Genomic DNA, 26,166 nt, shown 5'->3' on the forward strand with positions numbered 1-26,166 from the left:
GCTCGGTAACGGCTCGGGCGTCTCCTCAGCTGCTCCGCGTTGCGCGCGCTTCGCGAACGTCCGCCCCGTCGCGGACGAGGTCCTCGCAGGCCGGACAGACGCGGGGTCGATCGACCTCGTTCGGGGTAAACACCCGAACGTAATCAGTCGTGACGAACGAGCCGCAGTTCTGACAGGTCGGCATGGTAGTCACTATCGGGTAATTCCACATAATACTACCGGGGAGTATGACGGAAAGAAAATTCGCGGACCGTGGCGTCGCCGCCGCCCTCAGTTCGGCCGCCAGTCGCAGACGGAACACCGCGCGGACCCTTCCTCGTGGAGCGCACCGCACTCGGGACACTGGAGCTTGTTATAGGATCGCTCCCAGCCTACGATCTCCGTCTCGTGGCCGTGATCGGAGAGGAACTCGTCGAACACGTCGTCGTCCGAGCTGGGTGCACTACTGGACATGCGTGCCATGGTATGCCACACCAGCATATATGTCTTTCTCTCGTTCTCGCAGCTGCGAATTACGCGACCGAACGATCAGTCATCAGGAAAAATTAGTTTGATACGCAACTTCTCTGCGAGTCACTCGCCGGGAGCGAACGTCCGCCTCCGCTCACCACGGCTCGTTCTTCAGCCCGAGCGCGTACGCCGCGGCGTTCGTGACGACGTGGAGGACGGGGGTCATCACGAGGACGACCGCGAGGACGCGCGGCGTGAACACCGCGAGCGCCCAGTCGGTGTCGACGAGGAAGGCGAGCGCGAGCGCGCCGACGACGAAGTCGAGCTGGTCGAGCCCCGGGAACGCGGCGCCGCGCTCCCGGCCCGAGCGCCGCTTGAGGAACGAGGCGCCGATGTCGCCGCACATCGCCCCGAACGCGAGCGCGAACGCGGCCGGGAGGGCGAACGTCGGGAATTCGACGCCGAACGCGGCGCTCGCGGGGGGTGAGAGGGCGTTGAGTCCGAGCGCGAGGCAGACGCCGACGAGCGTCCCGACGGCGGTGCCGCGCCACGTCTTTCCGTCGCCGAGCAGCCGCGCGCCGCGCCACTCGCGCCCGCCGTCGATGGGGCGACCGCCGCCGGCCAACACCGCGGCGTTGTTCGGGACGTACGCCGGGAGCATCGCCCAGAACGCCGTCGCGACGAGCGCACCGATCATGTCCTCACGGGCGACGCCCGGGATGTTATAAACCCCGGATCCGTCGCCGGGTCGGCAAAGGTAAAGTTCGCGCCGTCCGGAAGTCACGACATGATCCCCCCCATCGCTCGGCGGTTCGTCGCCGGCGAGAGCGTCCCGTCCGCCCTCGACCACGCCCGCGCCGCGAACGAGGACGGCGTCGCGGTCATCCTGAACCTCCTCGGTGAACACTACGACGACCCCGGCGACGCGAGGGCGGACACGGACGCCTACCTACAGCTGCTCGACGACATCGCCGACAGCGGCCTCGACGCCTGCGTTTCGGTGAAGCCCTCCCAGATCGGGATGGACGTCTCGCCGGACCTCTTCGCGGAGCACTACCGCGAGATCGTCGCGCGCGCCGACGAGCTCGACGCGTTCGTCTGGTGTGACATGGAGGACGCGGACACGACCGACGACACCCTCGACGCCTTCGAGTCCATCGCCGCCGACTACCCGTGGAGCGTCGGCCAGTGTATCCAGTCGAACCTCAGGCGCACCGCGGACGACCTCGACCGCCTCGTCGACGTCCCCGGCAAGATCCGGCTCGTGAAGGGCGCGTACGACGAGCCGTCGTCGATCGCGTACACCGACAAGGCGCGCGTCGACGAGGCGTACCGCGACGACCTCCGGCTCCTCTTCGAGCGCCGAGACCGCGGGATCGCGGTCGGCAGCCACGACCCCGAGATGATCTCGCTGGCGGACCGGCTGGCGCGCGAGCACGGGGCCGACTACGAGGTCCAGATGCTGATGGGGGTCCGCGAGGACGCCCAGCGCGACCTCGCCGCGCAGGGGATCGACGTGTATCAGTACGCGCCGTACGGCGACAAGTGGCTCTCGTACTTCTACCGGCGCGTCCGCGAGCGCAAGGAGAACCTGACGTTCGCGGCCCGGGCGGTGCTGGGGCAGTAGCCGGCGACCCCGCGTCCGGCGTCCGGCGTCGACCTCGGCTCGCCGCCGGCGCGTGAAAGCCCTCTTAAGGATTGCCGACGCATACCGATCCGATAGATGTCCACGTGGAAACGCGACTTCGCCAGCGGGCTCATCGTGCTGGCGCCGCTCCTCGTCCTCCTCTTAGTCCTCCGGTGGATCTACCAGTACATCGCGTCGATCCCGCTGATCGAGGGGCTCCAGCCCGAGATCATCCCGGCGCCGTTAGAGCCCGTTTCCCGGGTGATAATCGCGTTCGCGGTGTTCGCGACCGTCGTCCTCGCGGTCGGGTACTTCATGCGGACCACGCTCGGTCGTCTGGCGGAGTCGGCGGTGGACGACGCGATAAACCGGATCCCGGCGCTCCGGGTGGTGTACAACGCCTCGAAGCTCGCGATCGAGACGGCGATCTCCGGCACCGACGAGCTACAGAGCCCGGTGTACATCGAGACGTGGCCCGGCATCCGCATGACCGCGTTCCGAACCGGGAAGAAGACTCGCGACGGCAAGATCGTCCTGTTCATGCCGACCGCCCCGAACATCACCACCGGCTTCGTCATCGAGGTCGAGCCGGAGCGGATCGAGGAGACCGGCGAGACCGTCGAGGAGGGGATGACGCGGGTCCTCTCCGCCGGCTTCGCGGAGTCGGCACACCAGGTCCCCGTCCACGAGGAGAACCCCGACGAGGGGGACGGCGGCCGGACTCCGGGCGGGTTCGGACACGTCCGGACCGACGGGACGGCCGGCGATTCGGCGGGGTCGACTGCCGAGGAAAGCGGGTCGGGTGAGTAGCGGTTCGGGCGAGTAGCGGGTCGTTTCAAAGGTAGGTGAACCACTCGTCGTGGTCGTCCGTCCGGCGCTCGACCAGGTCGAAGAAGGCGCTCTGGAGCTCCTCGGTGACCGGCCCGCGAGTGCCGGCGCCGATCTCGGTGTCGTCGACCGAGCGGATCGGGGTGACCTCGGCCGCGGAGCCGGTGAAGAACAGCTCGTCGGCGGTGTACAGCTGCCCGCGCGAGATGACGGCCTCGTCGTGGACCTCGTAGCCGCGCTCCTCGGCGAGGGCGATCACGGTGTCGCGGGTGATCCCTTCGAGGATGGACTGCGCCGGCCCGGTGGTGTATATCTCGCCGTCGTTGACCATGAAGATGTTCTCGCCGGGGCCCTCCGCGACGTTCCCCTCCTTGTTCAGGACGACGGCCTCGACGTAGCCGTTCCGGCGCGCCTCCTCGCCCGCAAGCATGGAGTTGACGTAGAGGCCGGTCGTCTTCACGTTCGTCGGCACCTGCGAGGAGGCGTGTTTCCGCCACGAGGAGACCATCACGTCGACGCCGTCTTCGAGGGCCTCCTCGCCGAGGTACGCGCCCCACGGCCACGCGGCGAGGACGAGGTCGGTCGGACAGTCCTTCGGGGAGACGCCGAGCGAGTCGTAGCCGTAGTAGGCGATCGGCCGGATGTACGCGGAGTCGAGGTCCTGCCGGTCGAGGAGTTCGAGGGTGGCCTCGGTGATCTCCTCGCGGGAGTGTTCGATGTCCATGTCGTACATCTTCGCGGAGTCGAACAGCCGGTCGAGGTGCTCGTCCCAGCGGAACACCGCCGGCCCCCGCTCGGTTTCGTAACAGCGGACGCCCTCGAACACGCCGCTCCCGTAGTGGAGCGCGTGGGTCAGCACGTGGGTCGTCGCGTCCTCCCAGTCGAGGAACTCCCCGTTCTTCCAGATCGTGTCGACGTCCATCTCGTCGAATCCCATGGTCGGGAGTTGCGGCCGGCGGGCTTAAAACTGTGACAAGCGGTCGAGTGCTACCACGAGAGCGCAGGGTCGAAACCCATCGACGGATCGAGTGTGAACCGCTCTGAAACCCCAGCCGCTCGGCAATACGTGACCCACACCGCTCTCAGGAACTGCCCCGAAGCCCCAGTCGCGAGGGCGCCGTACGCTCGCTGTGCTCCTCGCTCAGTCACTCCGCTCCTTCGCTGCGGTGCTTACGTCGCCTACGGCGCCCTCGCGACTGCCCCTTCGAGTCCCACCCCGCACAGCACCTCACGCCTCCCCAGCCTCGTCGGCCGGTCTCCGCTTCGCTCCGACCGGCCGACTCCCTCGCACGCGCTGGCTCGCGGTCGCCGGGGGCGACCGCTCGCAGGCGCGCGCCGACCGCATCAAAAGTCGATTACTTCAGCGCCTCGACGAGGGCCGCGCCCTCGACGTAGGGGATGTCGCGGCGGGCCGCGTAGGCGGCGGCGTCCGCGGGCGCGAGCGCGTCGCCGGTCTCGTCGTCGAGCATCTCGCAGACCACGGCGGCGGGCGCGGCGCCCACGGCCTCGGCCATCGCGAGGCCGAGTTCGGTGTGACCGGTCCGCCCCGCGAGCCCGTCGCGGTCGCCGCGCAGGACGTGGACGTGACCGGGCGCGCGGAACTCCGCCGCGAAGTCCTCGGGCCCGTAGCCGGTTGGGTCGTCGCGGACGCGGCCGGCCGCGTTCGCCACCTCCACGATGGTCTTCGCGCGGTCCGCGTCCGTGATCCCGGTGAACGTCTCGCGGTGGTTCACGGGCAGCGAGAACGAGGACCGGTCGTCGTAGTCGGGGTCGTCGTCGACCGCCGGGTGGTCGAGCGCGTCCGCGAGGAACGGCAGGTCGAACGCGTCGCCGACCGCGTCGCTGACGGCCACGCAGATCAGCCCGCCCGCGTCGTTGCGCATGTGCGCGACCGCGGCCTCGTCGACCGCGCCGGCCGGGTAGACGATGTCCGTCTCGCCCTCGCGGTCCGCGAAGTCGTGGACGCAGACGGGGTCGCCGGCGCGGAAGGCGTCGAGCGCCCGCTCGACGGGGTCGGTCGCGTCCGGGGCGGCCTCGGCGGTTTCAGCGGGATCGGCGGTCTCGGTCGATTCGGCGGTCTCGGCCGCGCCCCCGCTCGTCTCGGGGTCGGCGTCGACGTCGGCGCGCATCAGGCGGCCTCCGTCTCGACCGCGGTCGATCCCGTCTCGTCGGCGCGGCTCGTCGGCTCGACGCGGACCTCCACCGCGTCGCCGTCCGCGAGGTCGAGCGCGTCGCGCAGGCGGTCCGGCGCGATCAGTTCGAGCTGGTCGTCGTCGTGGTGCGTGCGGTCGGGGACGATGGCGTGGACCTCCTCGTAGCGCTCGTCGCCCGCGACGAGGGTGACCCCGTAGCAGGTGGCGGCGCCGTAGGTGCGGTCCTCGCCCTCCCACGCGTCGATGGGGACGGCGTCGATGCCGGCCATCTCGCCGCGCCGGCGGACGCTCTCCTCGGTGAGGTTCACGTTGAGCGTGCCCGGGAACGGGTCGTAGCCCAGCCGCTCGCGGAACTGCTCGGCGTACCCCGGCAGCGTGATGTAGTGGCGCCCCTCGCCCATCCCGCCGGTGACCGACCCGCGGAGCGAGAGCTCGACGTCCGACTCGAACAGGCGCCGGTAGTCGGCGTACTCCGCGCGGAGCGCGGCCTCGCCCGCGTCGGTCACCCGGACCCACTGCCCGTCGCTGACCACGTCGCGCTCGACGTAGCCCGCGGATTCGAGCGTCTGGAGGCGTCGAGAGGCGGTCTGCGTGGAGGCGTCGAGCCGGTCGCCGAGCGCCGCGCACGACACCTTCGTCTCGGAGAGGCCGCCGACCAGCCCGACGTGTTTGAGGGCCGCGAGCGCGGCCGGGTCCACGTCGGCCGCCGCGTCGGTCGCCGTCGCGTCTGACATACGATACGCTCGGTCGTCAGCGGGCAAAAGGGTAACGAATGTGGAACGCATCTCAGGAACGTTAATCAGTCGGCGGAACCGACCGGAGACCGCTGGAGCCGATAGTTCCCGCGCTGGATATGTAACCCCGTCGGTGCCGGTCGGCTTCGCGGCGTCTCCGGTGACTCCCCGAACCGGTTCGGTTCCCGGATGTGAGCGTCTCCCGCACCGGTCAGCGAAAGGTAAGGTACAAATACGAACGGGGATTGATTCGTGATGAGGGCTCGTAGATCAGTGGCAGATCGCTTCCTTCGCAAGGAAGAGGCCCGGGGTTCAAATCCCCGCGAGTCCACTTCTTCACTCCCTTCGGTCGTTCAGTCGTTCCCTCGCGTGGTCCCACTCGCTCACTCCGTTCGCTCGCGGGACCCCCGCGAGTCCACTCCGCTTCCCGCGGAGTTCTGCGTCGACAGCGCGTTCTCTGCGGCGGTTCGATCCGGGAACCGCTCACCGAGGGCCAGGTAGTCGACCAGCCTATCGAACGCCAGCGGACGGTAGTCCAGCAGTTCGACGGAAAAGTTCACACGGCGGGCGTCGTGGTCGATGAAGGGGAACCGATCCGGCCAATTGTTGTGGTGGTGGCCGTGGAGTGTCCACCCCTTCGGGTTCGACGGCCCGTCTGCCGGGTCATGGACGGCGTGGAACGGGACTCCGCGATGCTCGAAGCGGCACTCCTCGACGAACTGAACCCCGTCTAACCGCTCCAGTATCGTCCCGTCGTGGTTCCCGATGAGGAAGACGAGCTCCCCGTCGAGTTCGTCGAGCCGGTCCAACAGGGCTCCCGCTGAATCCCGGATCGTCAGGTCCCCACCGTACAACACCTCGTCAGTCGGATCGACGACGCGATTCCACCGCTCGACCAGCGTCTCGTTCATCTCCTCGACCGAGCCGAACGGTCGATCGCAGTAGCCGATGACGTTGCCGTGGTCGAGGTGGAGATCGGAGACCAGGTAGTCCATCGAATATCGACGCTTCTCACTGACCGCGCTTCAGCGTGACGACCAGCGGCCGATCGGCCGGCTTGCCGTTGCTACCTCCCGGACCCAGTCCGCTTATATACCCCGAGTAAGTTTGGCGACGTATGGGCGTCTCCGAGATACTCGAGGGCACGAACCTCACGCACCGTCAGATGGGGGCCATCATGGTCGGGTGGATCCTGCTGGTCTCGATCGTCGCCGTCGGCCTGCTGCTGTACACGTCGTCGCTGTAGGCTCCCCCGCAGTGGCCCCGCCGGCCCGCAATCGTCCCCGGACTCTCGGCAACCGCGGCGGCTACCCCGGAGGTTATCAGCGGACCCGCCGAACCGTCGGCTCACATGGACGCCGCCGAGCGACGGATCGTCGAGTTCACCGCGGGATCGCACGGGCTCGTCCACACCTACGAGCTGTCGATCCCGATTCTGCTGACGGTGTGGATCGGGGAGTTCTCCACGACCGCCGCCGCCCTCGGCGTCGTCGTCACCCTCGGCTACGGGCTGTTCGGGGTCGGCGCGCTCCCGGGCGGCATCCTGGTCGACCGGTTCGGGTCGAAGCCGCTCATCCTCGCCTGTCTCACGGGGATGGCGGGGTCGTTCCTCCTCGTGAGCGTCGCGCCGACGCTCCCGGTCCTCGCCGTCGCCGTCGCGTGCTGGGGGCTCACCGCCAGCGTCTACCACCCCGCGGGGCTGTCGCTGATCTCGAAGTCGATCGACCGGCGCGGGACCGCGCTCGGCTACCACGGGATCGGCGGGAACCTCGGGATCGCGCTCGGCCCGCTGGCGACCGCGCTGCTGCTCCTGGCGTTCGACTGGCGGCTGGTGACGGCGGCGCTCGCGCTGCCCGCGGTCGTCGTCGCCGCGTACGGCGTCACCGTCGACGAAACGGGGAGTTCGGCCGAAGCGGGGAATGTGACCGACGCGGAGAATTCGGCCGAAGCGGGGAGTTCCGACGGCGGAGCGTCGTCCGGCGGCACGAAAGGCGAGGTCTCGCTGTCGTCGATCGCGACGGACACGCGCGCCCTGCTCGCCGGCGGCTTCCTGATCGTGTTCGCGTTCGTCACGTTCAGCGGGCTCTACTACCGGACGTTCCTCACGTTCCTCCCTGACCTCCTCGGCGACGCGCTCGGCGGCCTCGTCGACCTCCGACTCGTCGACCCCGACAGTCCGTACGCCGACCAGTTCGACGTGGGCCGCTACCTGTACGTCGCGGTCCTCTCGGTCGGCGTGTTCGGACAGTACCTCGGCGGTCGGATCGCCGACCGCGCGGCGCCGGAGCGGGGCCTCATTGCGGTGATGGCCGCTCTGTCGCTGCTCGCGCTGCTCTTCATTCCGGCGACCGACGCGGTCGCGACGTTCGTCGCGGTGTCGCTTGCGCTCGGCGTCGCGCTGTTCACGGTCCAACCGCTCTCACAGGCGACGGTCGCCGCCTACTCCCCGAGCGAGGCGCGCGGCCTCTCCTTCGGCTACACGTACGTCGGGATCTTCGGGATCGGCGCGCTCGGTTCCACGCTGGCCGGGACGGTCCTGACCCGCGCCGGACCCCGAGAGCTGTTCGTCGTCTTGGCAGGTATCGCGGCGCTCGGCTCGCTGTCCGCGACCGCTGTCACGCGGTTCGCGACGCGACGGGACTGAGCGGACCGCCGGCCGCGTCGCCCCCCGCTCGACCCGACGGCGGCCCGGCGTTCGCGGGCGCTCGGATCCGGCGGCGGTATCTCCGACGACCCCGGGATCGGTCACGACTCGTCGTCTGCGGTCTCGTCGTCGTCTGCGGTCTCGTCGTCGTCTGCGGTCTCGTCGTCGTCTGCGGTCTCGTCGTCGTCTACGGTCTCGTCGTCTGCGGTCTCGTCGTCTGCGGTCTCGTCGTCTGCGTCGGCGTCCTCCTCGGACTCGACGTCGATCCTCACGGGCCCCTCGTCGGACTCGGCGCCGTCCGGCTCGGACCCGTCTGACCCGTCGGTGGCTCCCGAATCACGTCTCTCGTCGGCCGCCGACTTCAGTTCGCTGACGGCGTAGCCGACCGCGTAGCCGGTCGACCCGCCGAGGAACGCGCCGATCCCGGCGCCGACCGGGCCCCCCCGGGCGCCGAGGACCGCGCCGGTGAAGCCGCCGAGCGTCGCCGCGCGCTCCGCGTCGCGCTCGGGGTCGCCGGTGGGTTCGAGCGCGCCCTTCCCGTGTCGGTCCGCGTCGGTGTGTTCGTGGCCGGTCATACCGGTCGTTGCGGCCGAGCGGGTGTATATGTCTCGGCGCGTCGCGTCTCGCGGGCCGGCACGGTCGGCCTGCTACCCGACCCCGGCCGCGAGAGACTACGCCGTGTGCTTCGCCGCCTCGGAGTCCTCGACGACCTCGACGCCGCGGTTGTTGACCGCGTGCGGGTCGAGCCCCTGCTCTTCGAGGAACTGCTTGTAGAGCCGCTCGGCTGTCTCGCCGTCCTTCTGCTTGTCGCTGGCGCGGTCGCAGAGTTCGACGAGGGTCTCGGGCACGTCGTTCTCGTGGACGATCCAGTGGTTGATCGTGTCCGACAGCCGGCGGATGGGCGAGGTGAAGTGCCCGTAGATGTCGAAGTTGAGCGCGTGGTGGCCGCCGAACGGGTCGTTCATGTACTTCGCGCGCGGCATCACCTTCAACACGGCGCGCTGGATCTTGTTGAGCTGGCGCTCTGGCGACTCCTCTAAGGCGGCGTTGACCGCCTTCCGCGGGTCGTCGCCCCACGCGTCGCCGGGGATCGAGACGCCGTCGAGCTCCTGGATCTCCTTGAGCGCCTCGTTCCACTGGTCGGGGGTGGGCTGCGGGTGGACGCGGTACATCGCCTCGACGCCGCGGTCCCACATCAGGGTGTGCGTCACCGCCTTGTTCGCCTTCAGCATCGACTCCTCGATGATGGTGTGCGCGCGGTCGCGGCGCGGGTTCAAGACGAGCGAGCCGTCCGCCTTGCGCTGCTCGTGCATGCGGTCGGCGAGCTCGAAGGCCAACTGATTCTCCTCGCCAAGCGGCAGATCGGGGTCTTCGAGCCGCTCTTCGCACTCGGAGTAGGTGAGCCGTTCGTCGGAGTTGATCACGGATTTGTAGATGTCGATGTCCTCGAAGGAGAGCGTCTCCTCGTCGATCTCCATCTCGACGGTGTGTGCGAGGCGGTCCTCGTTCGGGACGAGCGAGCAGACGGTCTCGGCCAGCACCGGCGGGAGCATGTGGATCGTGTAGTCGGGCAGGTAGACGGTGTTGGCGCGCTCGACGGCCTCCTCCCACATCGCGGTGTCCGGGGTGACGTAGTGGGTCACGTCGGCGATGTGGACCCACAGCCGGTAGGCGCCCTCCTCGCGCTCGATGGAGATGGCGTCGTCGAAGTCCTGCGCGTCGACCGGGTCGGTGGTCCAGGTGGTGAGGTCGCGGAGGTCCTCGCGCTCGTCGATCTCGGCCTCGATCTCCTCGTAGACGCCCTCGGTCCGGGCCTCCGCTTCGCGGAGCACCTCGCTCGGGAACTCGTCGCGGATCTCGAACTCCTCGAACAGCTCCTCGCGCTTCTCGGCGAGTCGGTCCGCGAGCGCCGGCGTGATCGTCACGGGGCCCTGGTCCTCGGCGGACCCGGGCTTCGGCTCGTCGTCTGACATACCTCCACCAACGCGGGTCCGTTAGAAAGGCCTGTCGGGCGGGACGAACCCCGTATCGAACCTCAGACGAGCGCCGCGACCACCGGCGACAGCGCCACCGCCGCGACGACGAGCATGACCGCGCCGCCGCCGATCGGAACCGCCGACGCGCCGACCAGTCGGAGCGCGGTCCGCCGCGGGGTCGCGTCCGCGACGACGAACGGCGACCCGTCCGCGATCCGCGATTTCACCTCCCCGACGGGCGCGTCCGGGAACGCCTCGGCGTCACCGACGACGGTCACCTCGTCGCCCGGCCGGAGCGTCCGCTGGAGGTACCGGCGTCGGGGGTCGTCGCCGATCGTGACCGGTCCCACCTCGTACCCCGTCTCCGTGGCGTCGACCTCGTCGACCGCGTCGACGAACCCTCGGACGCGCTCCGGCGGCTCCTCGTCGGCGTCGACCTTGATCTTCTCGTCGACGTCGAGCGAGAACGCCGCCGCCGCGGGGTCGACTCGGATCCCGGTCCCGCCGTCGTCGACGCGGAACGGGACGCCGGCCTCACCCCCGTCGATCGTGACCCACGACTGCCCCTCTCCCTGGCTGCGGAACTCCGAGACGTCGTAGTCGACGCAGAGGGCGGGATCGCCGCCGAACGGTGCGGGAAGCGTCTCGTCGTCGATCGCGGCGGCTCGTCCCGTGATCCGCACCGCTCGCTCGTCGCCGTCGAGCCCGGCCGGACCCGTCGTCGTCGCTCGGAGGACGCCGACCGCGTCGACGGTACCGCTCGCACCGCGCGCGAGGAACACGAGTCCGAGGGCCAGTGCGCCGACGCCGATGGCCGTCGGAACGGGGTCGGCGGCGTCGATAGCGGTCGAAACGGGGCCGGAAGCCGCGGCTACCGCGTGGAGGGCGTTCATGCGTACGAGCCGGGGTACCGGTCCCCGACGGGTAGCATTATCGGTCGCGGTCGGAGCGGTCGCGGTCGGAGCGGTCGCGGTCGGAGCGTTTCCGATCCGACCGCCCTCGGGTGTCGGCCTCGTCGGTCCGGTCGTCCGCGTCGCCCGCGACCGCGTCCGCGTAGCGGTCGAGGAACTCCTCGGTGGTGAGTCCGTCCGCCTCGATGGAGCGAATCAGCGATTCGAGCCCGTCGCGGGGCTGGTGCGATATCTCGTCGTCGCAGTCGGTACAGAGGTACTCGAACTCCTTGTCGCGCCGGCTCCAGCGGTCGCCCTCCTTGTCGTACTCGCGGGCGTCTTCCCGTGCCACCGAGTCGCCGCACGCGATACAGACCACCGTTTGCCGGTCTCGGCCCCCCCGGGAGCGCCACATACCGATCCCCTTTCTCTCGCCCCACTTAGCGTTTGGTGCGCGGCCGACGCTCGGCTGACGGGACCCGCCGACCGCTGACGCGGGTCCGCCGGCGAGAGGTGTAGACATATTACCGTGGGCTCTCTGGTCTCGGTATGACGGTCACCGAGTCCGACCTCCCGGGGGTCGGCAAGAAGTTCGAGATCGAACTGGGCGGCGGCGAGGAGATGATCGTCGTCATCCACAACACCGGCAAGCGAGAGGTGTTCCGGCGGACCGACCCGGACGCCGACTCCGAGAGGGCGTTCGAGTTCTCCGACGACCTCGCCCGGACCATCGGCTCGATCATCGAGGGGGCGTACTTCCAGCCGGTCGAGCCGGAGACGCAGGAGACGACGCTGCCGGGCGGCGTCCTGTTGGAGTGGTACGAACTCCCGCCCGGGTCGCCGCTCGTCGGCGAGACGCTCGAGAGCGCCGACATCGGCAACCGGACCGGGCTCGCCGTCGTCGCCATCCAGCGCGGCGACGAGGTGCTCGACAGCCCGGGCGCCGAGACCACCCTCCGCGAGGGCGACACCCTCATCGGAGTCGGCACCCGCGAGAACTGCGCGGCGTTCGAAGCGATACTCACCGAATGACAGGCCGGCACGGCGCCGCCGGTTTCGGCGTTACGGTCCGCCCTCCCGGAGGTGACTGGTAGTGGCGCTGCTCGACGTCGGCGTCATGTTCGCCGCGGTCGCGGTCGCCGGCTGGCTCGCGAACCGCCTCGGGCAGTCCGTGATCCCCGCGTACATCCTCGTCGGGATGCTGGTCGGGGAGTTCGTCCTCGGACGGGTCGCCCTTCCCGCCGTCGGCACCGTCTACGTCCCCGAGACGGAGTTCATCGCGCTCGGCGCGGAGCTCGGGATCGTCTTCCTCCTCTTCTTCCTCGGCCTGGAGTTCAACCTCGACCGACTGCTCGGTCGGTGGCGCCCGATCGGGACCGCGGGAACGATCGACCTGGCCAACTTCGGGGTCGGACTCGTCCTCGGCTGGCTCGTCTTCGACGCGTTCCTCCCGGCGTTCCTGGTCGCCGGGATCGTCTACATCTCCTCGTCGGCGGTGATCACGAAGTCCCTCATCGACCTCGGCTGGATCGCCAACGACGAGGCGGAGCCGCTGCTCGGGACCCTGGTGTACGAGGACCTGTTCATCGCCGTCTACCTCGCGGTCGCGTCCGCCTTGGTGCTCGGCGGCGGCGACGTCGCCGCGGCCGCGACCGACGTGGGCATCGCGGTCGGATTCATCGTCGGCCTGCTCGGCGTCGTCCGGTTCGGCGCCCCGCTCTTCGACCGGCTCGTCGCGACGGACAACCGGGAGTTCGTGGCGCTGCGCGCCGTGGCGGCGGTCGTGTTCGTCGCCGGCGCGGCGCTCGCGCTCGGCGTCAGCGAGGCGGTCGCGGCCTTCTTCGTGGGAATGGCGTTCTCCGCGACGGACCGGGCCCACGCGATCGAGACGATCCTGGAGCCGGTCCGCGACCTCTTCGCCGCGGTGTTCTTCTTCTGGATCGGGCTCGTCACGGACCCCGCGCTGTTCGCGGACGTCGCGGTGTTCGTCGCGCTCGCCGTGGTCGTGACCACGCCGACGAAGGTCGTCACCGGCTACCTCGCGGGGCGGGCGTTCGACCTCGACGTCCGGCGGTCGACGCGGGTCGGCCTCGGCATGACCACGCGCGGCGAGTTCTCGCTGATCATCGCGACGGTCGCGGTCACCGGCGCGGAGGCGGGCTCGTTCGATCCGGCGCTCGCGGGGACGATCAACGCGTTCGCGGTCGGCTACGTCCTCGTGATGGCGGTCCTGGGGACGACGCTGATGGGCTACTCCGCGCCGTTCGAGTCGATCGCGACCTCGTGGCTGGATCGTGGCGGAGCGGACGGCAGCGGGGCGGGCGGGTAGGAGTTCGGTGGCGGGGTCGTTTATCCATACGCAGTCGTCGGCGTGTCGATGGCCAACACCGGCAGCGGTCCGGTCACTCGGTTACAAACGGTGGTCAACGGATCGGCGGTGAACGCCGTCAAAGCTCCTCTGAGTTCCGCCCCGCACGGCCCCGCACCTCACGCCTCCCCAGCCTCGTCGGGCGACCGGAGCGGAGCGACGGTCGCCCGACTCCCTCGCACGCGCTGGCTCGCGGTCGCCGGAGGGCGACCGCTCGCAGGCGCGCGCCGACCGCCATCGTAACCGTCTCTCGTCGTCTCGGCTGCTGGATATCGGTAGTGCCGTCGCGCTCGACGCCTACTCGGTCGCGACCGGGCCGCGGCCGACGACGTCCTCGACCGCCTGAACGAACTCGCTCCGGCTCTCGAAGAGGGGGACCTCGCTCTCCGCGAGCACGTCGTCGAGCGTGCGCGCGCCGTCGGGCGTCCGGAGTTCGGCGTCGCCCTCCTGTTCGCGGACGTCGCTGCGCGTCGCGGGCCAGGTGAGCCGCGACGCGACGCGGGCGACGGGCTCGCCGGCCACGTCCGGCCCGTCCCCGAGCTCGACGGCCGGTTCCGCTTCGGCCTCCTCGTCCGCCTCGTCCGAATCGGTGTCGCTCATGCCCCGCGGTTCCGCTCGGGCGACACTAATGGTTTCGATGCCGTTCGGGGGTCCGCGGGGGCGCAGCCGCGAGGCCGCCGCCGGCTCGGTCCGACACCGAGAACACACCCGAAATAATCCGGTAATACTGTTATATTATCCGGGCGTAATCTCCGGTTGGGGGCGCAGGCACACGACTCCCGCACTCGCGTGTCGAACGCCGACACGCCGGTCTCCGCGCTTTCCGCCGACTCGACTCCGTCGCGAACCGCTTCGCCTATCTCCCCGTCACTCCCATCCGCGGTCGGTCCGGTTCAGCCGCTCGCAGCCGTCCTCGGTGACGACCACGAGGTCCTCGATCCGACAGCCGAAGCGCCCGTCGAGGTAGATTCCGGGCTCGACGGAACACACCATTCCCGGTTCCAGCGGGCGGTCGTTCCCGGCGACGAGGTAGGGCTCCTCGTGGACGTCCAGCCCCACGCCGTGGCCGGTCCGGTGGACGAACGCGTCCCCGTGCCCCGCCGCCTCGATCACGTCGCGCGCGGCGCGGTCGACGGCCGACGCGGGGACCCCGGGCTCGACCGCCTCCACGCCGGCCGCCTGCGCCTCGCGCACGACCTCGTGGACCTCCGCGTACGCCTCGCTCGGCTCGCCGCCGAAGACGAGCGTCCGCGTCTGGTCGGAGGGGTAGCCGTCGACGCGCGTCCCGAAGTCGAGGACGACCGGCTCGCCAGCCCGGATCTCGCGGTCGCCGTGCCCGTGGTGGGGCTTCGCGCCGTTCTCGCCGGCCGCGACGACCGTCTCGAAGCTGACGCCGCGCCCGCCGCGCTCGGTCAGTCGCTCCGCGATCCGGTCGGCCAGGGCGGCCTCGGTCATGCCGACGGCGTCGGCGCCCAGCGCGCGGAGGTCGCCGACGACCGCGTCCGCGACCGCGGCCGCCTCGCGCAGCGCCGCCAGTTCGGCCTCGTCCTTCCGGACCCGGAGGCCGGCGAGCGCCTCGCTCGCGAGCCCCCACGTCGCGTCGGGCGCCGCCGCGCGGAGGTCCTGCGTGAACCGCGCCCACATCGTGTCGTCGACGAGCAGCCGCCCGGCGTCGAGCCCCCGGTCCGCGAGCAGGTCGCGCGTCGCCGCGACCGGGTCGTCGCCGTCGCTCCACGTCCGCACCTCCGCGACGCCCGTCGCCTCCCGGACCTGCGTCTCGTACAGCGCGGGCACCAGCAGCGCCGGCTCGGGGTCGGCCGCGCTCGCGGCCGGCACGACGAGGAAGAAGTGCCGCTCGCCGGGCTCCTCCGCGAAGCCGGTGAGGTACTGGAGGTTGCGGCTCGGGAACGCGACCAGGCCCGCCGCGTCGACCTCGTCCAGCCGTTGCGCGGCCCGCTCGCGTCGCCGCTCGGACGGTCGACTCGGCTCCCTCTCCTCCGCCGCCCCCTTCGCCGGCCCTCCCGCGTGTGCGTCGTCGGTCACGCGCCGGAATTCGGTCTCGATATATAAGTAGGATGGCGTTGACGTGGCCGCAAGCGGCGCATAACTAGGGCGGATCGGTCGCTCCGAGACAGTATGTCGACCGAGAACGCCGCGACGTTCGACTGCCCCGACTGCGACGTGCGCGCCCCCTCGACCTCGGTGCCGTACGACTCGCTCGGCTACGTCGTCTGCCCGGTGTGCGGGTACGCCGCCACGCCGGCCCTAGAGCGGTCGTCGAGCGCCGAGCGGTCGCCGGCGGGCGACTGACTCGGCCGCGACCCGCCTCGCCGAACTCGGCGCCGCGCCGCGGCCTCGGAACCGCACCGCTTTAGCCGCGGGGCGCGTCCGCCCGGGTATGAGCTGGTCGCTGGAGCGCGACGACGGCACGGTCACCGAGTGGGAGCGGTCGGACGGGTACGCGACCGTCAGGCTCCGCGAGCGCGCGGCGGGCGGCTTCGTCGTCCGCCTCGACGTGATGGAGCAGGCGGCCGACGAGTCGGCCTACGAGCGCGTGCGGTTCGACGACCGAGACGCGGCCGAGGCGCGGGCGACCGAGTGGCGCGAGGCCCGCGCCCTCGACGAGTAGCACGCGCGGCTACTCGATGTCGACCGCGTCGTTAAGGAAGACCTGACACTCGACGGTCCGCCCTTCCGGATCCTCGGCGAAACACTGGTATATGTCGTACGTCTCGTTCTCCCGCGGCTCCGTCACGACCGCGTCGCCCAGCCGACCGGCGGCGGCGTCGACCCCCTCTCGGTCCGGGTAGACGAAGGTGAGTATCCCGCAGTCGTCGGCCTCCTCACGCTCGCAAAACCCGAACAGGAACCCGTCGAACTCTAAGATCGTGCAGTCGGGCTGTTCGAGCCGCACGGTCGCGTTCAGCCGCTCGCGGTAGAACTCGACGACCGCGTCGCGCCGCTCCGTCGCGTGGAAGACGATTCCGGTCACGTCCGGCCGCTCGGGCGGCGACCACTTCATCGCTCCGGGCGGGCGTTATCGCTCCGGGCGGGTCCGCGTCACCGCTCCGGGTGCGTCGGCGCGTCGAACCCGCCGCGGACGAGGGGCTTCGCGACGTGGCGGCGCGCGCTCGGCGGCACCTCGTACCAGCCGACCTCGAGGTCGCGCTCGATCGGTTCCGCGACCTTCCCCGGCGCGCTCGTGCCGCAGTCGCGACACCGGTACCCCTGCCCGCTCCCCGCCGAGGACATCGACCGCCCGCAGTCGGGACACGTCGGCACCGCTGGCGCCGTTCGGACGAGGTCGCGGACGGCGAACTTCTCCAGCTTAAGCGTGCTCTCGGGCCCGTCCGCGTCGTCTCGCACCTCGTGTTCTCGCACCTCGTGTTCTCGCACCTCGTGTTCTCGCACCTCGTGTTCTCGCACCTCGTGTTCGCCGCAGAGGGTGACGCGGTCGCCCGGCCGGAGCGCGCGCACCCGGTCGCGGAACCGCCCCGTGGGCGCGAACGCGACGGCGCGGAGGGTGTCGCGGTCCGCGGCCGGACCGCCTTCGCCCGTCGCGGCCGCGACGTCGACGTGGACGTGCCCCCCTTGTTTCGTCTCTGGCGCGCTCGCCACCACGCCCGCGACGCGGTAGCCGGCGCCGTCGCGGAGGCCCCCGATTCGCCCGGGCGCGAGGTGGGCATCGGTGCCCTGGTTCGTCAGGAACGTCGCGGCGCGGTCGACCGTTTCGCCGTCGATATCGGCCGCGACCTCGCGACACGCGGTCGCATCGTCGCCCCGGATACCGTAGAGGATCGGCCCGGGGGCGTTGGGGACGCAGACGGCGGCGCCGGTCTCGCGGTCGACGGTGTCCCAGACCGTCGGGTACCCCTCCTCGGCGGCGGCGAAGACGCTCTCGACGTCGACCTCGCGGGGCGTCCCGCAGCGGTCGAGCTCGCGGTAGGCGATCCGCTCGAACGTCCAGTCGTCGAACGCCGCCGGCGCGCCGACCGCCGCGAGCGCGCCGATCCGCCCCCGTCCCGCGACCCCGTCCGCCCCGCCGGCCTCGTCCGCCTCGTCTGTCTCGCGGCCCCCGTCCGCCATGCCGGCCCCGCCTGCCGAGCCGACCGCGGCGTGTCGGAACCCGTGTTCGTCGGCGAGGTCGACCGCCTCGGCGACGGAGAGCCGCTCGCGGAGCGCGCGGTGCGCGAATCCGGCGACCGCCTCCGGGATCGGCTCCCCGGTCGGGTCGAAGGGGTCGCCGTCGACGTCGCGGTCGGCGACGACGATGCCGGGGGAGGTCCGGGGGTCAGCGGCCGCAGCGAGCTCCTCGACCGTCTCGACGGCGACGGTCGCGGCCCGCTCCGCGTCGACCCCGGAGACGTGGATCGCGACCGCGGCGTTCCCGCGCGTCTTGTGTTTCACGGCCGGATTCAGGCGAACGAGTAGCCGCCGACGGACTCGGCCGCCCGCGTCCGCGAGCCGCTCCGCGATCCGCGTCGCGACGTACGTCGTGCACATCCCGCGCTCGCGGGAGTCGGTGTCGTCGACGGCGACGATCGGCATGCGACGCGGTTCGTGGCGGCGCGTCAAGCCCCTTTCGAGGGCGGCCCGGTCGCTCTCCGGTCGGTCGACCCGCTCTCGGCCCCGGTCGAGTATTTAACCGTTTCCCGTGCCGAACGCGGAAAATCGCAGGCGGGCGGCAGTTTCGTCGGGAGGGAGACGACACAACGCATATATACGGCGAGCCGCTTGTTTCGGCTATGTCCCGGACTGCGCTCATCGAGAACGTCACCGCGATGCTGGAGGACGCGGGCTTCCTCGTTAGCGACCGGTGTGCGGTCCGGCCCAAGAGCTTCGACGTGGCGGCCCGCCGCGACGAGGACCTCCTCCTCTTGAAGATCCTCGGCAACGTCGACGCGCTCGACGCGGAGACCGGCGCGGAGATGCGCCGGCTCGGCGAGTACCTCAGGGGAACGCCGATGGTGATCGGGATCCGAACCCGCGACGAGGAGCTGAAGCCGGGCGTCGTCTACTTCAGGCACGGCGTGCCGGTGATCAACCCCGACACCGCCTACGACCTGTTCGTCGAGGGGATGCCCCCGCTCATCTACGCGGCGCCCGGCGGGCTGTACGTCAGCCTCGACGGCGACCTGCTGGCCGACGAGCGCGAGGAGCGCGGCTGGTCGCTCGGCCGCCTCGCGAACGAGCTGGGCGTCTCCAGGCGCACCGTCTCGAAGTACGAGGACGGGATGAACGCCTCCATCGAGGTGGCGATCCAGCTGGAGGACCTGTTCGACCAGCCGTTCTCCAGCCCGGTCGACGTGCTCGAGGGCGCGGACGATGTCCGGGACGCGGAGCCGACGCCCTCGGCGCCCGCGGCCGACCCCGACGACGAACACGTCCTGGGCGTGCTCACGAGCGCCGGCTTCACCGTCCACCCGACCGCCCGCGCGCCGTTCAAGGCCGTCTCAGAGGACGAGGACAGCCCCGCGACGCGCGTGCTCACCGGCCACTCGGCGTTCACCGCCGCGGCCGAGAAGCGCGCCCGGATCATGTCCTCCATCGGCGAGGTGGCACAGACCCGGTCGGTGTACTTCACCGAGGAGGACGAGAAGCGCGAGTCCGTCGACGGCACCGCTCTGGTCTCCTGCGAGGAGCTCGCGTCCGTCACCGACCCCGAGGAGATCCGCGAGCTGATCCGCGACCGCGCCCGCGTTCCCTCGGAGGCCTGACGGCGTCGCCGCGGTCCGACCGATTCCCGCTGCGCCGGCTACCCGCTCGACGAGTCACGGCCTCGCCGCTCCCTACCGACCGAAGAGCCGGCTGAAGAATCCCCCGCTCTTCTCCTGTTCCTCCTCGTCGCTCCGGGGGTCGGCCGCTTCGGAGGGCTCGGGATCGGTTCGGTCCGCGTCGTCGGCGTCCGGGGACGACTCGGATCCGTCGTTCCCCTCGTCTTCCCGGTCCTCGTCGGACAGCACGGTGTTCATCGTCCCGGTGTCGTCGTCGCGGAACGGGATGCTGCCGGCCAACTCGTCCTCGACGTCGTCGCCGGACCCGGTCTCGCCGGTCGCCGTCCGCGCGGTCTCGTCCGCATCGGGAATCGGGGCCGGTTCCGCGTCGCTCTCCTCCGCGTCGCTCTCGGCTGCGTCCTCGTCGCCCTCCGCTGCGTCGCTCTCGGCTGCGTCCTCGTCGCCCTCCGCTGCGTCGCTCTCGGCTGCGTCCCCGTCGCCCTCACCGGCGGTCGCCGCGGCCGATTCGCTCGCCGTCTCGTCGCCGTCGGCGGCGGGACCTCCGTCCGCGTCCTCGTCCGTGTCATCGTCGGTCGGTTCGCTCTCGCTCGCGACGATGATGTCCTCGCCGTCGCCCGGCTCCGTCACCCCGGTCGCGTCGGGGTCCGCGACGATTATCTCGCCGTCCTCGGAGGCGGCCTCGCCGTCCTCGGAGGCGGCCTCGCCGTCGCTTTCGTCGGTGGTGCGTTCGTCGTCGGCCTCCAGCTCGTCCGCGTCCGCTCGTTCGCTCTCCCCCGCCTCGTCGTCGGTCGCTTCCGGTTCGGCCTCGCCGTCGTCGTCTCCGTCGCCCCCGTCTCCGGCACCGCCCGCGGCGTCGGCCGCGGGTTCGTCGAGCCCGGTGCCGTCGATATCGGTTCCCGTCAGGGCCCGGGCGAGGTCGCGATACGCCCGCGTCGCCGGCGCGTCGGGCGCGACGGCCAGCAGGGGTCGGTTCGCCGCCGCGGCCCGGGGCACGGCCTCGTCGTCGGGGATCCGGCCGAGGATCGGGGCGTCGAGCAGCGCCGTGACGACCTCGTCGGCGTCGTCGGTCACGCGCGTGATCGCGGCGCCCGCGACGGTCCCGCCGAGGCGCTCGGTCAGCTGTCGGGTCTTCTCGGTGTCGCCGAGGGCGCTCCGCTCCGGCGTCGAGACGAGCAGCGTCTCGTCGGCGACCGCGAGCGGCATCGTCGAGTCGTGGGAGAGGCCGGCGCCCGCGTCGACGAACACGAAGTCGGCGTCACCGAACGCCTCGACGACCCGGCGGAGCCCGGACGGGTCCGCGGCCGCGTACGCGTCGAGGTCGGCCGCCCCCGGGACGACCCGGAGGCCGGACGCCCCCTCGCGGACCGCGTCCTCCGGGTCTGCCTCGCCGGCGAGGACGTCGTGGAGGGTGGTCTCGCCGGGGGTCACCCCGACGACGCCCGCGAGGTTCGCCATGCCGAGGTCGGCGTCTATCGCGACGACGTCGGCGCCCGACTCCGCCAGAACCGTCGCCAGCGCCGCGGTCGTGGTGGTCTTCCCGACGCCACCTTTCGCCGACGCGACCGCATACACCGTTGCCATACGGTGAGGGTCCGGCGACTGCTACTTAAATGTAGGCGGCGGCGACCGGATCCGACCGCCGGGTCGGACGCGTTCCGGACGAGATCCGTCCGGAATCGCCCCGGTATCTCCGCGAAACCCCGCGGGCTTTCGCAAACACCTTATACGTCGCTTGTGGAGTTTCAGGCGATTAGTAGCATGGCGAGACCAGAGGTGCTCAACTCGATCAAGCAGGCCGAACGGGAGGCGGACGAGATCATCGCGACGGCGGAGTCGGACGCCGACGAGCGCCTCGCCGAGGCTCGAGAGCGCGCGGACGAGATCCGCGCCGAGGCCGAGGAGGAGGCGGAGGCCGAGGCCCAAGAGCGGCTCGAAGCGGCCCGCGAGGAGATCGAAGAGCGGCGCGAGGAGATCCTCGAATCGGGGCGTAACGACCGCGACGAGCTCGAACGCGAGGCCCGCGAGCGCGTGGACTCGGCCGTCGACTACGCCGTCGAACGGTTCGAGGAAGCGGTGAACCAACAGGCCGAGGAGGCGGTGGATGCTCAGGCCTGAGCGGATGAGCCGGGTGTCGGTGACGGGATCGAAGCGCGTCATCGACGACGTCATCGAGGCGGCGTACGCCCACCACTCCCTGCACGTCACCGACTACGACGACCGGTACGAGGGGTTCGAGCCCGGGACCTCGCTCGAGGGCGCCGAGACCGTCAACGAGCGGCTCGTGACGGTCCGGTCGCTCGAGAGCATCCTCGACGTCGAGGCCGACGACGCCGACGTCGCTCGGTCGCTCGACGACGACGAACTCGAGGCCGAGCTCGACCGCGTCCGCGAGCGAGTCAACGAGCTCAACGACGAGCGCGACGAGCTCCAGGCCGCGATCCGCGACCGGCAGGAGGAGATCGACCGGATGGAGCCGTTCGCCGAGCTCGGGATCGACCTGGAGTACCTGCGCGGCTACGACTCGGTCGAGGTCGTCGTCGGCGAGGCGAAGGTCAGCGCCGTCGAGGCGGCGCTCGAAGACGCCGAAACGATAGGCGCCTTCGACGTCTTCGCCGGCGGCGACGTGGTCGCCATCGTCGCGCGACCGACCGACCCGGACGCCGAGGGCGTCGTTCAGGACGCGCTCGTCGGCGTCGACATCGCGCTGCTCGACGTGCCGGACGCGGACGCGAGCCCCGAGGAGTACGTCGCGGAGCTGGAGGCCGAGCAGGCCGACCTCCGCGACGAGCTCGACGCCGTCGAAAGCGAGCTCGACTCGGTGAAAGAGGAGGCCGCCGGCTTCCTGTTGCGCGCCGAAGAGCGGCTCACCATCGAGGCCGAAAAGAAGGAGGCGCCGCTCTCCTTCGCGACGACGGAGAACGCCTTCGTCGCCGAGGGGTGGGTGCCGACCGAGACGTACCCCGACTTCGAGGCGGCCGTCGTCGACGCGGTGGGCGATCACGTCGAGGTCGAGGAGCTCGAACGCGCCTCCTTCACCGCCGACGGCGACCACCACGCCGAGCCGGTCGACGACGAGACCGGCGGGGCGGAGGCGTCCGACTCTCCCGCCGCAGACGCCGAGGACGCGACCGCGGAGCGCGAGGCGGCCACCGACGGCGGCCACGCGGCGCACGGTTCCGACGACCCGCCGGTCGTTCAGGACAACGGCGGCGCCGCGGGACCGTTCGAACTGCTCGTTCAGGCGTTCGGGCGGCCGAGGTACTCGGAGTTCGACCCGACGCTTCTGGTCTTCCTGACGTTCCCGGCGATGTTCGGGTTCATGATCGGTGACGTCGGGTACGGCGCGCTGTACGCCGCGGTCGGCTACTTCATGTACACCAAGTACGACGGCTCGTTCCGCGAACTCGGCGCCGTCGCGATGTGGGCCGGCGGATTCACGATACTGTTCGGGATCTACTACGGCATCGACCTGTTCGGCTACCACGCCTACCAGCTGCTCGGGATCCACTGGCCGGTCGAGGGGAAGGGCCTCTCGCCCGCCGACCTCGACTGGGGCCTCTCGTTCCTGGTCGTGAGCGTCGTGTTCGGCATCGTTCACCTCAATATCGGACACGTCCTCTCGTTCGTGCGCACCCACCAGCAGCACGACCTCAAACACGCGATCTACGAGGGGGGATCGTGGCTGCTGATCCTCAACGGCGCGTGGATCTGGATTTTCAGCCAGCACGTTCCCGGTCCGAAGCCCGACTTCCTGTTCGACGCGGTCTCGGTCCTCACCTTCGGCGCGGTCTCGTTCAGCGGGTTCCCGGTCGTCGTCGGCATCGCCGGCGCCGCGGCGGCCGCCCTCGGGATCGTCCTGCTGGGAATCGGTGAACCGCCGGAGCTGGCCGAGTTCCTCTCGCCCGTCGTCAACGTCATCTCGTACGCCCGGCTCATGGCCGTCCTGCTCGCGAAGGGCGGGATGGCGCTCGCGGTCAACCTGCTCGCGTTCGGCGCGTACATCGACGACGGCGGCCAGGGGAGCTTCCACTTCATCTTCTCCGCGGAGCACCTCGCTCACGTTCAGGAGACGCCGAGCGAGGAGCTGGTCTTCGCGGGGATCACCACCGCGTTCGATCCCGCCTCCATCGGCCTCGTCGGGGTCGTCGCCCTCGTGGCCGGGATTCTCGTCGCGGTCGTCGGCCACCTCGTCGTCCTGCTGCTCGGCGTCACGTCCGCCGGTATCCAGGCCGTCCGCCTCGAGTACGTGGAGTTCTTCGGGAACTTCTACGAGGGCGGCGGGCGGGCGTACCTGCCGTTCGGCCGCGACCGGAAGTACACCCGCGAGGACTGACGGCCGGACCGACCGCCGGCCACCGTTCGGTCCCGTCGCGTTCCCCCGCGCTCGGACCCGGCACCGCCGTCGGGTTTTCGACCGCAGTAGCCCCCGCTTTCCGCCTCGTTTTCCCCGAATCCGTTCGGTCGTTTTGGGAAGCTTTATGACTCCTCTAGGGGCAAATAGCAACCGTTCGGAGACGAGCAACAGCAACTACTACCAATGTTTGAAGCTACCAACGAACTCGGGAACCTCGTACTGTCGACCGGTGGAACGCTGACTAACCCCAGTGCCGCGGCGGCGCTCGCCGTCGGCCTGGCAGCGCTGGGCGCCGGCTACGCGGAGCGCGGTATCGGGTCGGCCGCCGTCGGCGCGATGGCGGAGGACGACGACCTCTTCGTGAACGGGCTCATCCTGACGGTCCTTCCCGAGACGATCGTCATCCTCGCGCTCGTCGTCGTCTTCATCGTCGGGTAACTCTCCAGCGTTTTTCAACCAATGAGTTTGGAAACCGTCGTTGAGGACGTCGAAGATGAGGCCCGCGCGCGTGCGGAGGAGATCCGCGAACAGGCCGAGGCGGAGGCCGACGAGATCGTCGCCGAGGCGGAGGCCGACGCGGAGCGCATCCGCGAGGAGCGGCTCGCCGAGGTCGAGCGTCAGATCGACCAGGAGCGCGAACAGACGCTCTCCTCGGCGAAGCTCGAGGCCAAACAGGAGCGGCTCGGCGCTCGCCGCGACGTCTTGGAGGACGTTCGCGACGAGGTCGAGGCGGCGATCGCCGGCCTCGAGGGCGACGACCGCCGCGAGCTCACCGAGGCCCTGCTCGACGCGAGCCTCGCGGAGTTCGACGACGACGAGGACGTCGCCGTCTACACCCGCGCCGAGGACGTCGAGCTGCTCGAAGAGCTCGTCGCGGACCGCAACGCCGAGGTCGACGGCGAAGTCGACTGTCTCGGCGGCGTCGTCGCCGAGAGCGACACCTCCCGCGTTCGCGTGAACAACACGTTCGACTCGGTCCTGGAGTCCGTCTGGGACGACGAGTTGAAGAACATCTCGGAGCGGCTGTTCGACCAATGAGCGCCGCCGGCAGCTCGAACCCCGAGTACGTCGTCGCGCGGGTTCGTGCCCGCCGCGGCAGCCTCTACGGGGACGAGGAGTACCGCAAGCTCACCCGGATGGGGCCGGCGGAGATCGCCCGGTTCATGGAGGAGTCGAGCTACGGCGAGGAGATCAACGCCTTGGGGAGTCGCCACGGCGGCGTCGACCTGATCGAGTACGCGCTGAACCGGAACCTCGCCGAGCAGTTCGACGACATCCTCGACTGGAGCGAGGGGACGCTGTACGACCTGATCGCCCGGTACCTCCGGAAATTCGACGCATGGAACGTGAAGACGGTCATCCGCGGCGTCTACACCGACGCGGACCAGTCGGCCGTCGAGGCCGACCTGATCCGCGCCGGCGAGTTCGACGACCGCCGGATCCGGCGGCTGCTGGAGGCGGACTCGATCGACGGCGTGATCGAGGTCCTCGAAGACACGATCTACGGGGAGCCGCTGCGGGAGGCGTACGCCGAGTTCGAGGAGACGGGCGTGCTGGTGCCGCTGGAGAACGCGGTCGACCGCGCGTTCTACGAGCGGCTCCTCTCCGGGCTCGGCGGCGACGAGCCGACCCGGCAGTACGAGGCGTTCCTCAGGGCAGAGGTCGACTTCCGGAACGCGACGAACGCGCTCCGGCTCGCCCGCTCGGGCGCCGATATCGACCCCGCGGCGTACTTCATCGAGGGGGGCGACCTGTTCACTCGCTCGTCGCTCGCGCGGCTGGCGCAGAACCTCGACGAGCTGGTCGAGTACATCGGCGACAGCCAGTACGGCGAGGAGCTCGGGCCCGCGCTGCGCGAGCTCGAGGCGGCGGACAGCCTCATCGCGTTCGAACACGCGATCGACGGCGCGCTGTTGGCGTACGGCGACCGGCTCGGCACGATCCACCCGGTGTCGGTCACCCCGGTGATCTCCTACATCCTCGCGAAGGAGCGCGAGACGGAGAACATCCGAGCGATCGCCCGCGGAAAGGAGGCCGGCCTCTCGCCGGACGAGATCGAATCGGAGCTGGTGATAACATGAGCCAGGAGATAGCGGTCGTCGGCAGCCCGGAGTTCACGACCGGATTCCGCCTCGCCGGCGTCCGGGCGTTCGAGAACGTGCCGGACGACGAGAAGGACGAGAAGCTCGACGACGCCGTCGAGCGGACGCTCGACGACGAGGGCGTCGGCATCATCGTGATGCACGACGACGACCTCGACCACCTCTCGCGGGGGACCCGCGAGGCGGTCGAGGGGAGCATCGAGCCGGTCCTCGTGACGCTCGGCGGCTCCGGCGCCGGCAGCGGCGGGCTGCGCGACCAGATCAAACGCGCCATCGGCATCGACCTGATGGAGGAAGACGACTAA

At 70.5% G+C, this 26,166-nt stretch carries 31 protein-coding genes and 1 tRNA gene; 16 read left to right on the top strand and 16 right to left on the bottom strand.

The window, feature by feature from the left end; genetic code table 11:
• Window positions 1-25 precede the first annotated feature (25 nt).
• The 3 genes from BM286_RS15510 to BM286_RS05960 form a co-directional block, all read right to left on the bottom strand.
• Entirely contained in the window at window positions 26-184 is a 159-nt protein-coding gene (locus tag BM286_RS15510) for a DUF7563 family protein (RefSeq protein WP_167551915.1), read from the bottom strand.
• 86 nt (window positions 185-270) lie between these two features.
• Window positions 271-453, bottom strand: a complete 183-nt coding sequence (locus BM286_RS05955) for an HVO_0416 family zinc finger protein (protein ID WP_092920671.1) — start codon at window positions 451-453, stop codon at window positions 271-273.
• 151 nt (window positions 454-604) lie between these two features.
• Complete coding sequence (locus BM286_RS05960; RefSeq protein WP_092920672.1) at window positions 605-1,147, bottom strand: CDP-2,3-bis-(O-geranylgeranyl)-sn-glycerol synthase; 543 nt, start codon at window positions 1,145-1,147, stop codon at window positions 605-607.
• Window positions 1,148-1,237: 90 nt separating this feature from the next.
• On the opposite strand from BM286_RS05960, the gene BM286_RS05965 reads away from it, so the two are divergent.
• On the top strand, window positions 1,238-2,077 hold the full coding sequence (locus BM286_RS05965; RefSeq protein WP_092920673.1) for a proline dehydrogenase family protein: 840 nt from the start codon (window positions 1,238-1,240) through the stop codon (window positions 2,075-2,077).
• Between the two features lie 96 nt (window positions 2,078-2,173).
• On the top strand, window positions 2,174-2,887 hold the full coding sequence (locus tag BM286_RS05970) for a DUF502 domain-containing protein (RefSeq protein ID WP_092920674.1): 714 nt from the start codon (window positions 2,174-2,176) through the stop codon (window positions 2,885-2,887).
• A 25-nt stretch (window positions 2,888-2,912) separates the two neighbouring features.
• Here BM286_RS05970 and BM286_RS05975 read toward each other — a convergent pair whose 3' ends face one another.
• The 3 genes from BM286_RS05975 to BM286_RS05985 all read right to left on the bottom strand — a co-directional run bounded on the left by BM286_RS05975 (window position 2,913) and on the right by BM286_RS05985 (window position 5,792).
• Window positions 2,913-3,842, bottom strand: a complete 930-nt coding sequence (locus tag BM286_RS05975; protein WP_092920675.1) for a branched-chain amino acid transaminase — start codon at window positions 3,840-3,842, stop codon at window positions 2,913-2,915.
• A 418-nt stretch (window positions 3,843-4,260) separates the two neighbouring features.
• Entirely contained in the window at window positions 4,261-5,034 is a 774-nt protein-coding gene (gene ribB, locus BM286_RS05980) for a 3,4-dihydroxy-2-butanone-4-phosphate synthase (RefSeq protein WP_092920676.1), read from the bottom strand.
• Window positions 5,034-5,792 carry a DUF120 domain-containing protein gene (locus BM286_RS05985; protein ID WP_092920677.1) on the bottom strand — a complete coding sequence of 253 codons (759 nt, stop codon included), beginning with the start codon at window positions 5,790-5,792 and terminating at the stop codon, window positions 5,034-5,036. The genes ribB and BM286_RS05985 overlap by 1 nt, the downstream gene beginning before the upstream one ends.
• A gap of 259 nt (window positions 5,793-6,051) precedes the next feature.
• Between BM286_RS05985 and BM286_RS05990 the strand changes: the two genes are divergently transcribed.
• Window positions 6,052-6,123, top strand: a tRNA-Ala gene (locus BM286_RS05990).
• Window positions 6,124-6,175: 52 nt separating this feature from the next.
• Here BM286_RS05990 and BM286_RS05995 read toward each other — a convergent pair.
• Window positions 6,176-6,787 (bottom strand): metallophosphoesterase, encoded by a 612-nt coding sequence (locus BM286_RS05995; protein WP_092920678.1) that lies wholly within the window; start codon window positions 6,785-6,787, stop codon window positions 6,176-6,178.
• Window positions 6,788-6,909: 122 nt separating this feature from the next.
• On the opposite strand from BM286_RS05995, the gene BM286_RS15910 reads away from it, so the two are divergent.
• Together BM286_RS15910 and BM286_RS06000 are read left to right on the top strand one after the other, a co-directional pair.
• Window positions 6,910-7,038: a hypothetical protein gene (locus BM286_RS15910; protein WP_255510257.1), complete on the top strand. Its 129-nt coding sequence runs from the start codon at window positions 6,910-6,912 to the stop codon at window positions 7,036-7,038.
• A 105-nt stretch (window positions 7,039-7,143) separates the two neighbouring features.
• Window positions 7,144-8,436, top strand: a complete 1,293-nt coding sequence (locus tag BM286_RS06000; RefSeq protein ID WP_092920679.1) for an MFS transporter — start codon at window positions 7,144-7,146, stop codon at window positions 8,434-8,436.
• A 101-nt stretch (window positions 8,437-8,537) separates the two neighbouring features.
• On the opposite strand, the gene BM286_RS06005 is transcribed toward BM286_RS06000, so the two are convergent.
• From BM286_RS06005 to BM286_RS06020, 4 genes are all read right to left on the bottom strand, one after another.
• Window positions 8,538-9,011 carry a hypothetical protein gene (locus BM286_RS06005; RefSeq protein ID WP_092920680.1) on the bottom strand — a complete coding sequence of 158 codons (474 nt, stop codon included), beginning with the start codon at window positions 9,009-9,011 and terminating at the stop codon, window positions 8,538-8,540.
• A gap of 96 nt (window positions 9,012-9,107) precedes the next feature.
• Window positions 9,108-10,409, bottom strand: coding sequence for a ribonuclease catalytic domain-containing protein (locus BM286_RS06010; RefSeq protein ID WP_092920681.1), 1,302 nt, complete (start codon window positions 10,407-10,409; stop codon window positions 9,108-9,110).
• A gap of 62 nt (window positions 10,410-10,471) precedes the next feature.
• Window positions 10,472-11,305, bottom strand: a complete 834-nt coding sequence (locus BM286_RS06015) for a hypothetical protein (protein ID WP_092920682.1) — start codon at window positions 11,303-11,305, stop codon at window positions 10,472-10,474.
• Between the two features lie 37 nt (window positions 11,306-11,342).
• Window positions 11,343-11,717, bottom strand: a complete 375-nt coding sequence (locus BM286_RS06020; RefSeq protein WP_092920683.1) for a DUF7562 family protein — start codon at window positions 11,715-11,717, stop codon at window positions 11,343-11,345.
• Between the two features lie 134 nt (window positions 11,718-11,851).
• Between BM286_RS06020 and BM286_RS06025 the strand changes: the two genes are divergently transcribed.
• Together BM286_RS06025 and BM286_RS06030 are read left to right on the top strand one after the other, a co-directional pair.
• Window positions 11,852-12,334, top strand: coding sequence for a cation:proton antiporter regulatory subunit (locus tag BM286_RS06025; protein ID WP_092920684.1), 483 nt, complete (start codon window positions 11,852-11,854; stop codon window positions 12,332-12,334).
• A gap of 61 nt (window positions 12,335-12,395) precedes the next feature.
• Window positions 12,396-13,631 carry a cation:proton antiporter gene (locus BM286_RS06030; protein ID WP_092920685.1) on the top strand — a complete coding sequence of 412 codons (1,236 nt, stop codon included), beginning with the start codon at window positions 12,396-12,398 and terminating at the stop codon, window positions 13,629-13,631.
• A gap of 336 nt (window positions 13,632-13,967) precedes the next feature.
• On the opposite strand, the gene BM286_RS06035 is transcribed toward BM286_RS06030, so the two are convergent.
• Both BM286_RS06035 and BM286_RS06040 read right to left on the bottom strand, forming a co-directional pair.
• Window positions 13,968-14,270, bottom strand: coding sequence for a DUF5789 family protein (locus tag BM286_RS06035; RefSeq protein ID WP_092920686.1), 303 nt, complete (start codon window positions 14,268-14,270; stop codon window positions 13,968-13,970).
• Window positions 14,271-14,537: 267 nt separating this feature from the next.
• Window positions 14,538-15,713: an aminopeptidase P family protein gene (locus BM286_RS06040; protein ID WP_092920687.1), complete on the bottom strand. Its 1,176-nt coding sequence runs from the start codon at window positions 15,711-15,713 to the stop codon at window positions 14,538-14,540.
• A gap of 93 nt (window positions 15,714-15,806) precedes the next feature.
• Between BM286_RS06040 and BM286_RS15515 the strand changes: the two genes are divergently transcribed.
• Complete coding sequence (locus BM286_RS15515) at window positions 15,807-15,980, top strand: hypothetical protein (protein ID WP_167603336.1); 174 nt, start codon at window positions 15,807-15,809, stop codon at window positions 15,978-15,980.
• A gap of 88 nt (window positions 15,981-16,068) precedes the next feature.
• A complete protein-coding gene (locus tag BM286_RS06045) occupies window positions 16,069-16,299 on the top strand; it encodes a DUF7543 family protein (RefSeq protein ID WP_092920688.1) in 231 nt (76 codons plus the stop codon).
• A 9-nt stretch (window positions 16,300-16,308) separates the two neighbouring features.
• Here the strand turns inward: BM286_RS06045 and BM286_RS06050 are convergent, their stop codons facing one another.
• Together BM286_RS06050 and BM286_RS06055 are read right to left on the bottom strand one after the other, a co-directional pair.
• Window positions 16,309-16,662 (bottom strand): glyoxalase, encoded by a 354-nt coding sequence (locus BM286_RS06050; protein WP_092921314.1) that lies wholly within the window; start codon window positions 16,660-16,662, stop codon window positions 16,309-16,311.
• 68 nt (window positions 16,663-16,730) lie between these two features.
• Window positions 16,731-18,218, bottom strand: coding sequence for a tRNA(Ile)(2)-agmatinylcytidine synthase (locus BM286_RS06055; protein WP_092920689.1), 1,488 nt, complete (start codon window positions 18,216-18,218; stop codon window positions 16,731-16,733).
• Window positions 18,219-18,415: 197 nt separating this feature from the next.
• Between BM286_RS06055 and BM286_RS06060 the strand changes: the two genes are divergently transcribed.
• Window positions 18,416-19,387: a transcriptional regulator gene (locus tag BM286_RS06060; protein WP_092920690.1), complete on the top strand. Its 972-nt coding sequence runs from the start codon at window positions 18,416-18,418 to the stop codon at window positions 19,385-19,387.
• 72 nt (window positions 19,388-19,459) lie between these two features.
• Here the strand turns inward: BM286_RS06060 and minD are convergent, their stop codons facing one another.
• On the bottom strand, window positions 19,460-20,986 hold the full coding sequence (gene minD / locus BM286_RS06065) for a cell division ATPase MinD (RefSeq protein WP_092920691.1): 1,527 nt from the start codon (window positions 20,984-20,986) through the stop codon (window positions 19,460-19,462).
• A 177-nt stretch (window positions 20,987-21,163) separates the two neighbouring features.
• Between minD and ahaH the strand changes: the two genes are divergently transcribed.
• The 6 genes from ahaH to BM286_RS06095 all read left to right on the top strand — a co-directional run bounded on the left by ahaH (window position 21,164) and on the right by BM286_RS06095 (window position 26,166).
• A complete protein-coding gene (gene ahaH, locus BM286_RS06070) occupies window positions 21,164-21,520 on the top strand; it encodes an ATP synthase archaeal subunit H (protein WP_092920692.1) in 357 nt (118 codons plus the stop codon).
• Window positions 21,521-21,524: 4 nt separating this feature from the next.
• Window positions 21,525-23,738, top strand: a complete 2,214-nt coding sequence (locus BM286_RS06075; protein WP_092920693.1) for a V-type ATP synthase subunit I — start codon at window positions 21,525-21,527, stop codon at window positions 23,736-23,738.
• 204 nt (window positions 23,739-23,942) lie between these two features.
• A complete protein-coding gene (locus tag BM286_RS06080) occupies window positions 23,943-24,197 on the top strand; it encodes a hypothetical protein (RefSeq protein ID WP_092920694.1) in 255 nt (84 codons plus the stop codon).
• 21 nt (window positions 24,198-24,218) lie between these two features.
• A complete protein-coding gene (locus BM286_RS06085; protein ID WP_092920695.1) occupies window positions 24,219-24,797 on the top strand; it encodes a V-type ATP synthase subunit E in 579 nt (192 codons plus the stop codon).
• On the top strand, window positions 24,794-25,840 hold the full coding sequence (locus BM286_RS06090; protein ID WP_092920696.1) for a V-type ATP synthase subunit C: 1,047 nt from the start codon (window positions 24,794-24,796) through the stop codon (window positions 25,838-25,840). Before BM286_RS06085 ends, BM286_RS06090 begins: the two co-directional genes overlap by 4 nt.
• A complete protein-coding gene (locus BM286_RS06095) occupies window positions 25,837-26,166 on the top strand; it encodes a V-type ATP synthase subunit F (protein ID WP_006629423.1) in 330 nt (109 codons plus the stop codon). Before BM286_RS06090 ends, BM286_RS06095 begins: the two co-directional genes overlap by 4 nt.

Source organism: Halorubrum sodomense (genome assembly GCF_900111935.1).
GTDB lineage: Archaea > Halobacteriota > Halobacteria > Halobacteriales > Haloferacaceae > Halorubrum > Halorubrum sodomense.

Bases quoted from the DNA above. Each gene is read 5' to 3' on its own strand.
- BM286_RS15510 (WP_167551915.1), bottom strand. From the start codon at position 184: ATGCCGACCTGTCAGAACTGCGGCTCGTTCGTCACGACTGATTACGTT.
- BM286_RS05955 (WP_092920671.1), bottom strand. From the start codon at position 453: ATGTCCAGTAGTGCACCCAGCTCGGACGACGACGTGTTCGACGAGTTC.
- BM286_RS05960 (WP_092920672.1), bottom strand. From the start codon at position 1,147: ATGATCGGTGCGCTCGTCGCGACGGCGTTCTGGGCGATGCTCCCGGCG.
- BM286_RS05965 (WP_092920673.1), top strand. From the start codon at position 1,238: ATGATCCCCCCCATCGCTCGGCGGTTCGTCGCCGGCGAGAGCGTCCCG.
- BM286_RS05970 (WP_092920674.1), top strand. From the start codon at position 2,174: ATGTCCACGTGGAAACGCGACTTCGCCAGCGGGCTCATCGTGCTGGCG.
- BM286_RS05975 (WP_092920675.1), bottom strand. From the start codon at position 3,842: ATGGGATTCGACGAGATGGACGTCGACACGATCTGGAAGAACGGGGAG.
- ribB (WP_092920676.1), bottom strand. From the start codon at position 5,034: ATGCGCGCCGACGTCGACGCCGACCCCGAGACGAGCGGGGGCGCGGCC.
- BM286_RS05985 (WP_092920677.1), bottom strand. From the start codon at position 5,792: ATGTCAGACGCGACGGCGACCGACGCGGCGGCCGACGTGGACCCGGCC.
- BM286_RS05995 (WP_092920678.1), bottom strand. From the start codon at position 6,787: ATGGACTACCTGGTCTCCGATCTCCACCTCGACCACGGCAACGTCATC.
- BM286_RS15910 (WP_255510257.1), top strand. From the start codon at position 6,910: ATGGGCGTCTCCGAGATACTCGAGGGCACGAACCTCACGCACCGTCAG.
- BM286_RS06000 (WP_092920679.1), top strand. From the start codon at position 7,144: ATGGACGCCGCCGAGCGACGGATCGTCGAGTTCACCGCGGGATCGCAC.
- BM286_RS06005 (WP_092920680.1), bottom strand. From the start codon at position 9,011: ATGACCGGCCACGAACACACCGACGCGGACCGACACGGGAAGGGCGCG.
- BM286_RS06010 (WP_092920681.1), bottom strand. From the start codon at position 10,409: ATGTCAGACGACGAGCCGAAGCCCGGGTCCGCCGAGGACCAGGGCCCC.
- BM286_RS06015 (WP_092920682.1), bottom strand. From the start codon at position 11,305: ATGAACGCCCTCCACGCGGTAGCCGCGGCTTCCGGCCCCGTTTCGACC.
- BM286_RS06020 (WP_092920683.1), bottom strand. From the start codon at position 11,717: ATGTGGCGCTCCCGGGGGGGCCGAGACCGGCAAACGGTGGTCTGTATC.
- BM286_RS06025 (WP_092920684.1), top strand. From the start codon at position 11,852: ATGACGGTCACCGAGTCCGACCTCCCGGGGGTCGGCAAGAAGTTCGAG.
- BM286_RS06035 (WP_092920686.1), bottom strand. From the start codon at position 14,270: ATGAGCGACACCGATTCGGACGAGGCGGACGAGGAGGCCGAAGCGGAA.
- BM286_RS15515 (WP_167603336.1), top strand. From the start codon at position 15,807: ATGTCGACCGAGAACGCCGCGACGTTCGACTGCCCCGACTGCGACGTG.
- BM286_RS06045 (WP_092920688.1), top strand. From the start codon at position 16,069: ATGAGCTGGTCGCTGGAGCGCGACGACGGCACGGTCACCGAGTGGGAG.
- BM286_RS06055 (WP_092920689.1), bottom strand. From the start codon at position 18,218: ATGCCGATCGTCGCCGTCGACGACACCGACTCCCGCGAGCGCGGGATG.
- BM286_RS06060 (WP_092920690.1), top strand. From the start codon at position 18,416: ATGTCCCGGACTGCGCTCATCGAGAACGTCACCGCGATGCTGGAGGAC.
- minD (WP_092920691.1), bottom strand. From the start codon at position 20,986: ATGGCAACGGTGTATGCGGTCGCGTCGGCGAAAGGTGGCGTCGGGAAG.
- ahaH (WP_092920692.1), top strand. From the start codon at position 21,164: ATGGCGAGACCAGAGGTGCTCAACTCGATCAAGCAGGCCGAACGGGAG.
- BM286_RS06075 (WP_092920693.1), top strand. From the start codon at position 21,525: ATGAGCCGGGTGTCGGTGACGGGATCGAAGCGCGTCATCGACGACGTC.
- BM286_RS06080 (WP_092920694.1), top strand. From the start codon at position 23,943: ATGTTTGAAGCTACCAACGAACTCGGGAACCTCGTACTGTCGACCGGT.
- BM286_RS06085 (WP_092920695.1), top strand. From the start codon at position 24,219: ATGAGTTTGGAAACCGTCGTTGAGGACGTCGAAGATGAGGCCCGCGCG.
- BM286_RS06090 (WP_092920696.1), top strand. From the start codon at position 24,794: ATGAGCGCCGCCGGCAGCTCGAACCCCGAGTACGTCGTCGCGCGGGTT.
- BM286_RS06095 (WP_006629423.1), top strand. From the start codon at position 25,837: ATGAGCCAGGAGATAGCGGTCGTCGGCAGCCCGGAGTTCACGACCGGA.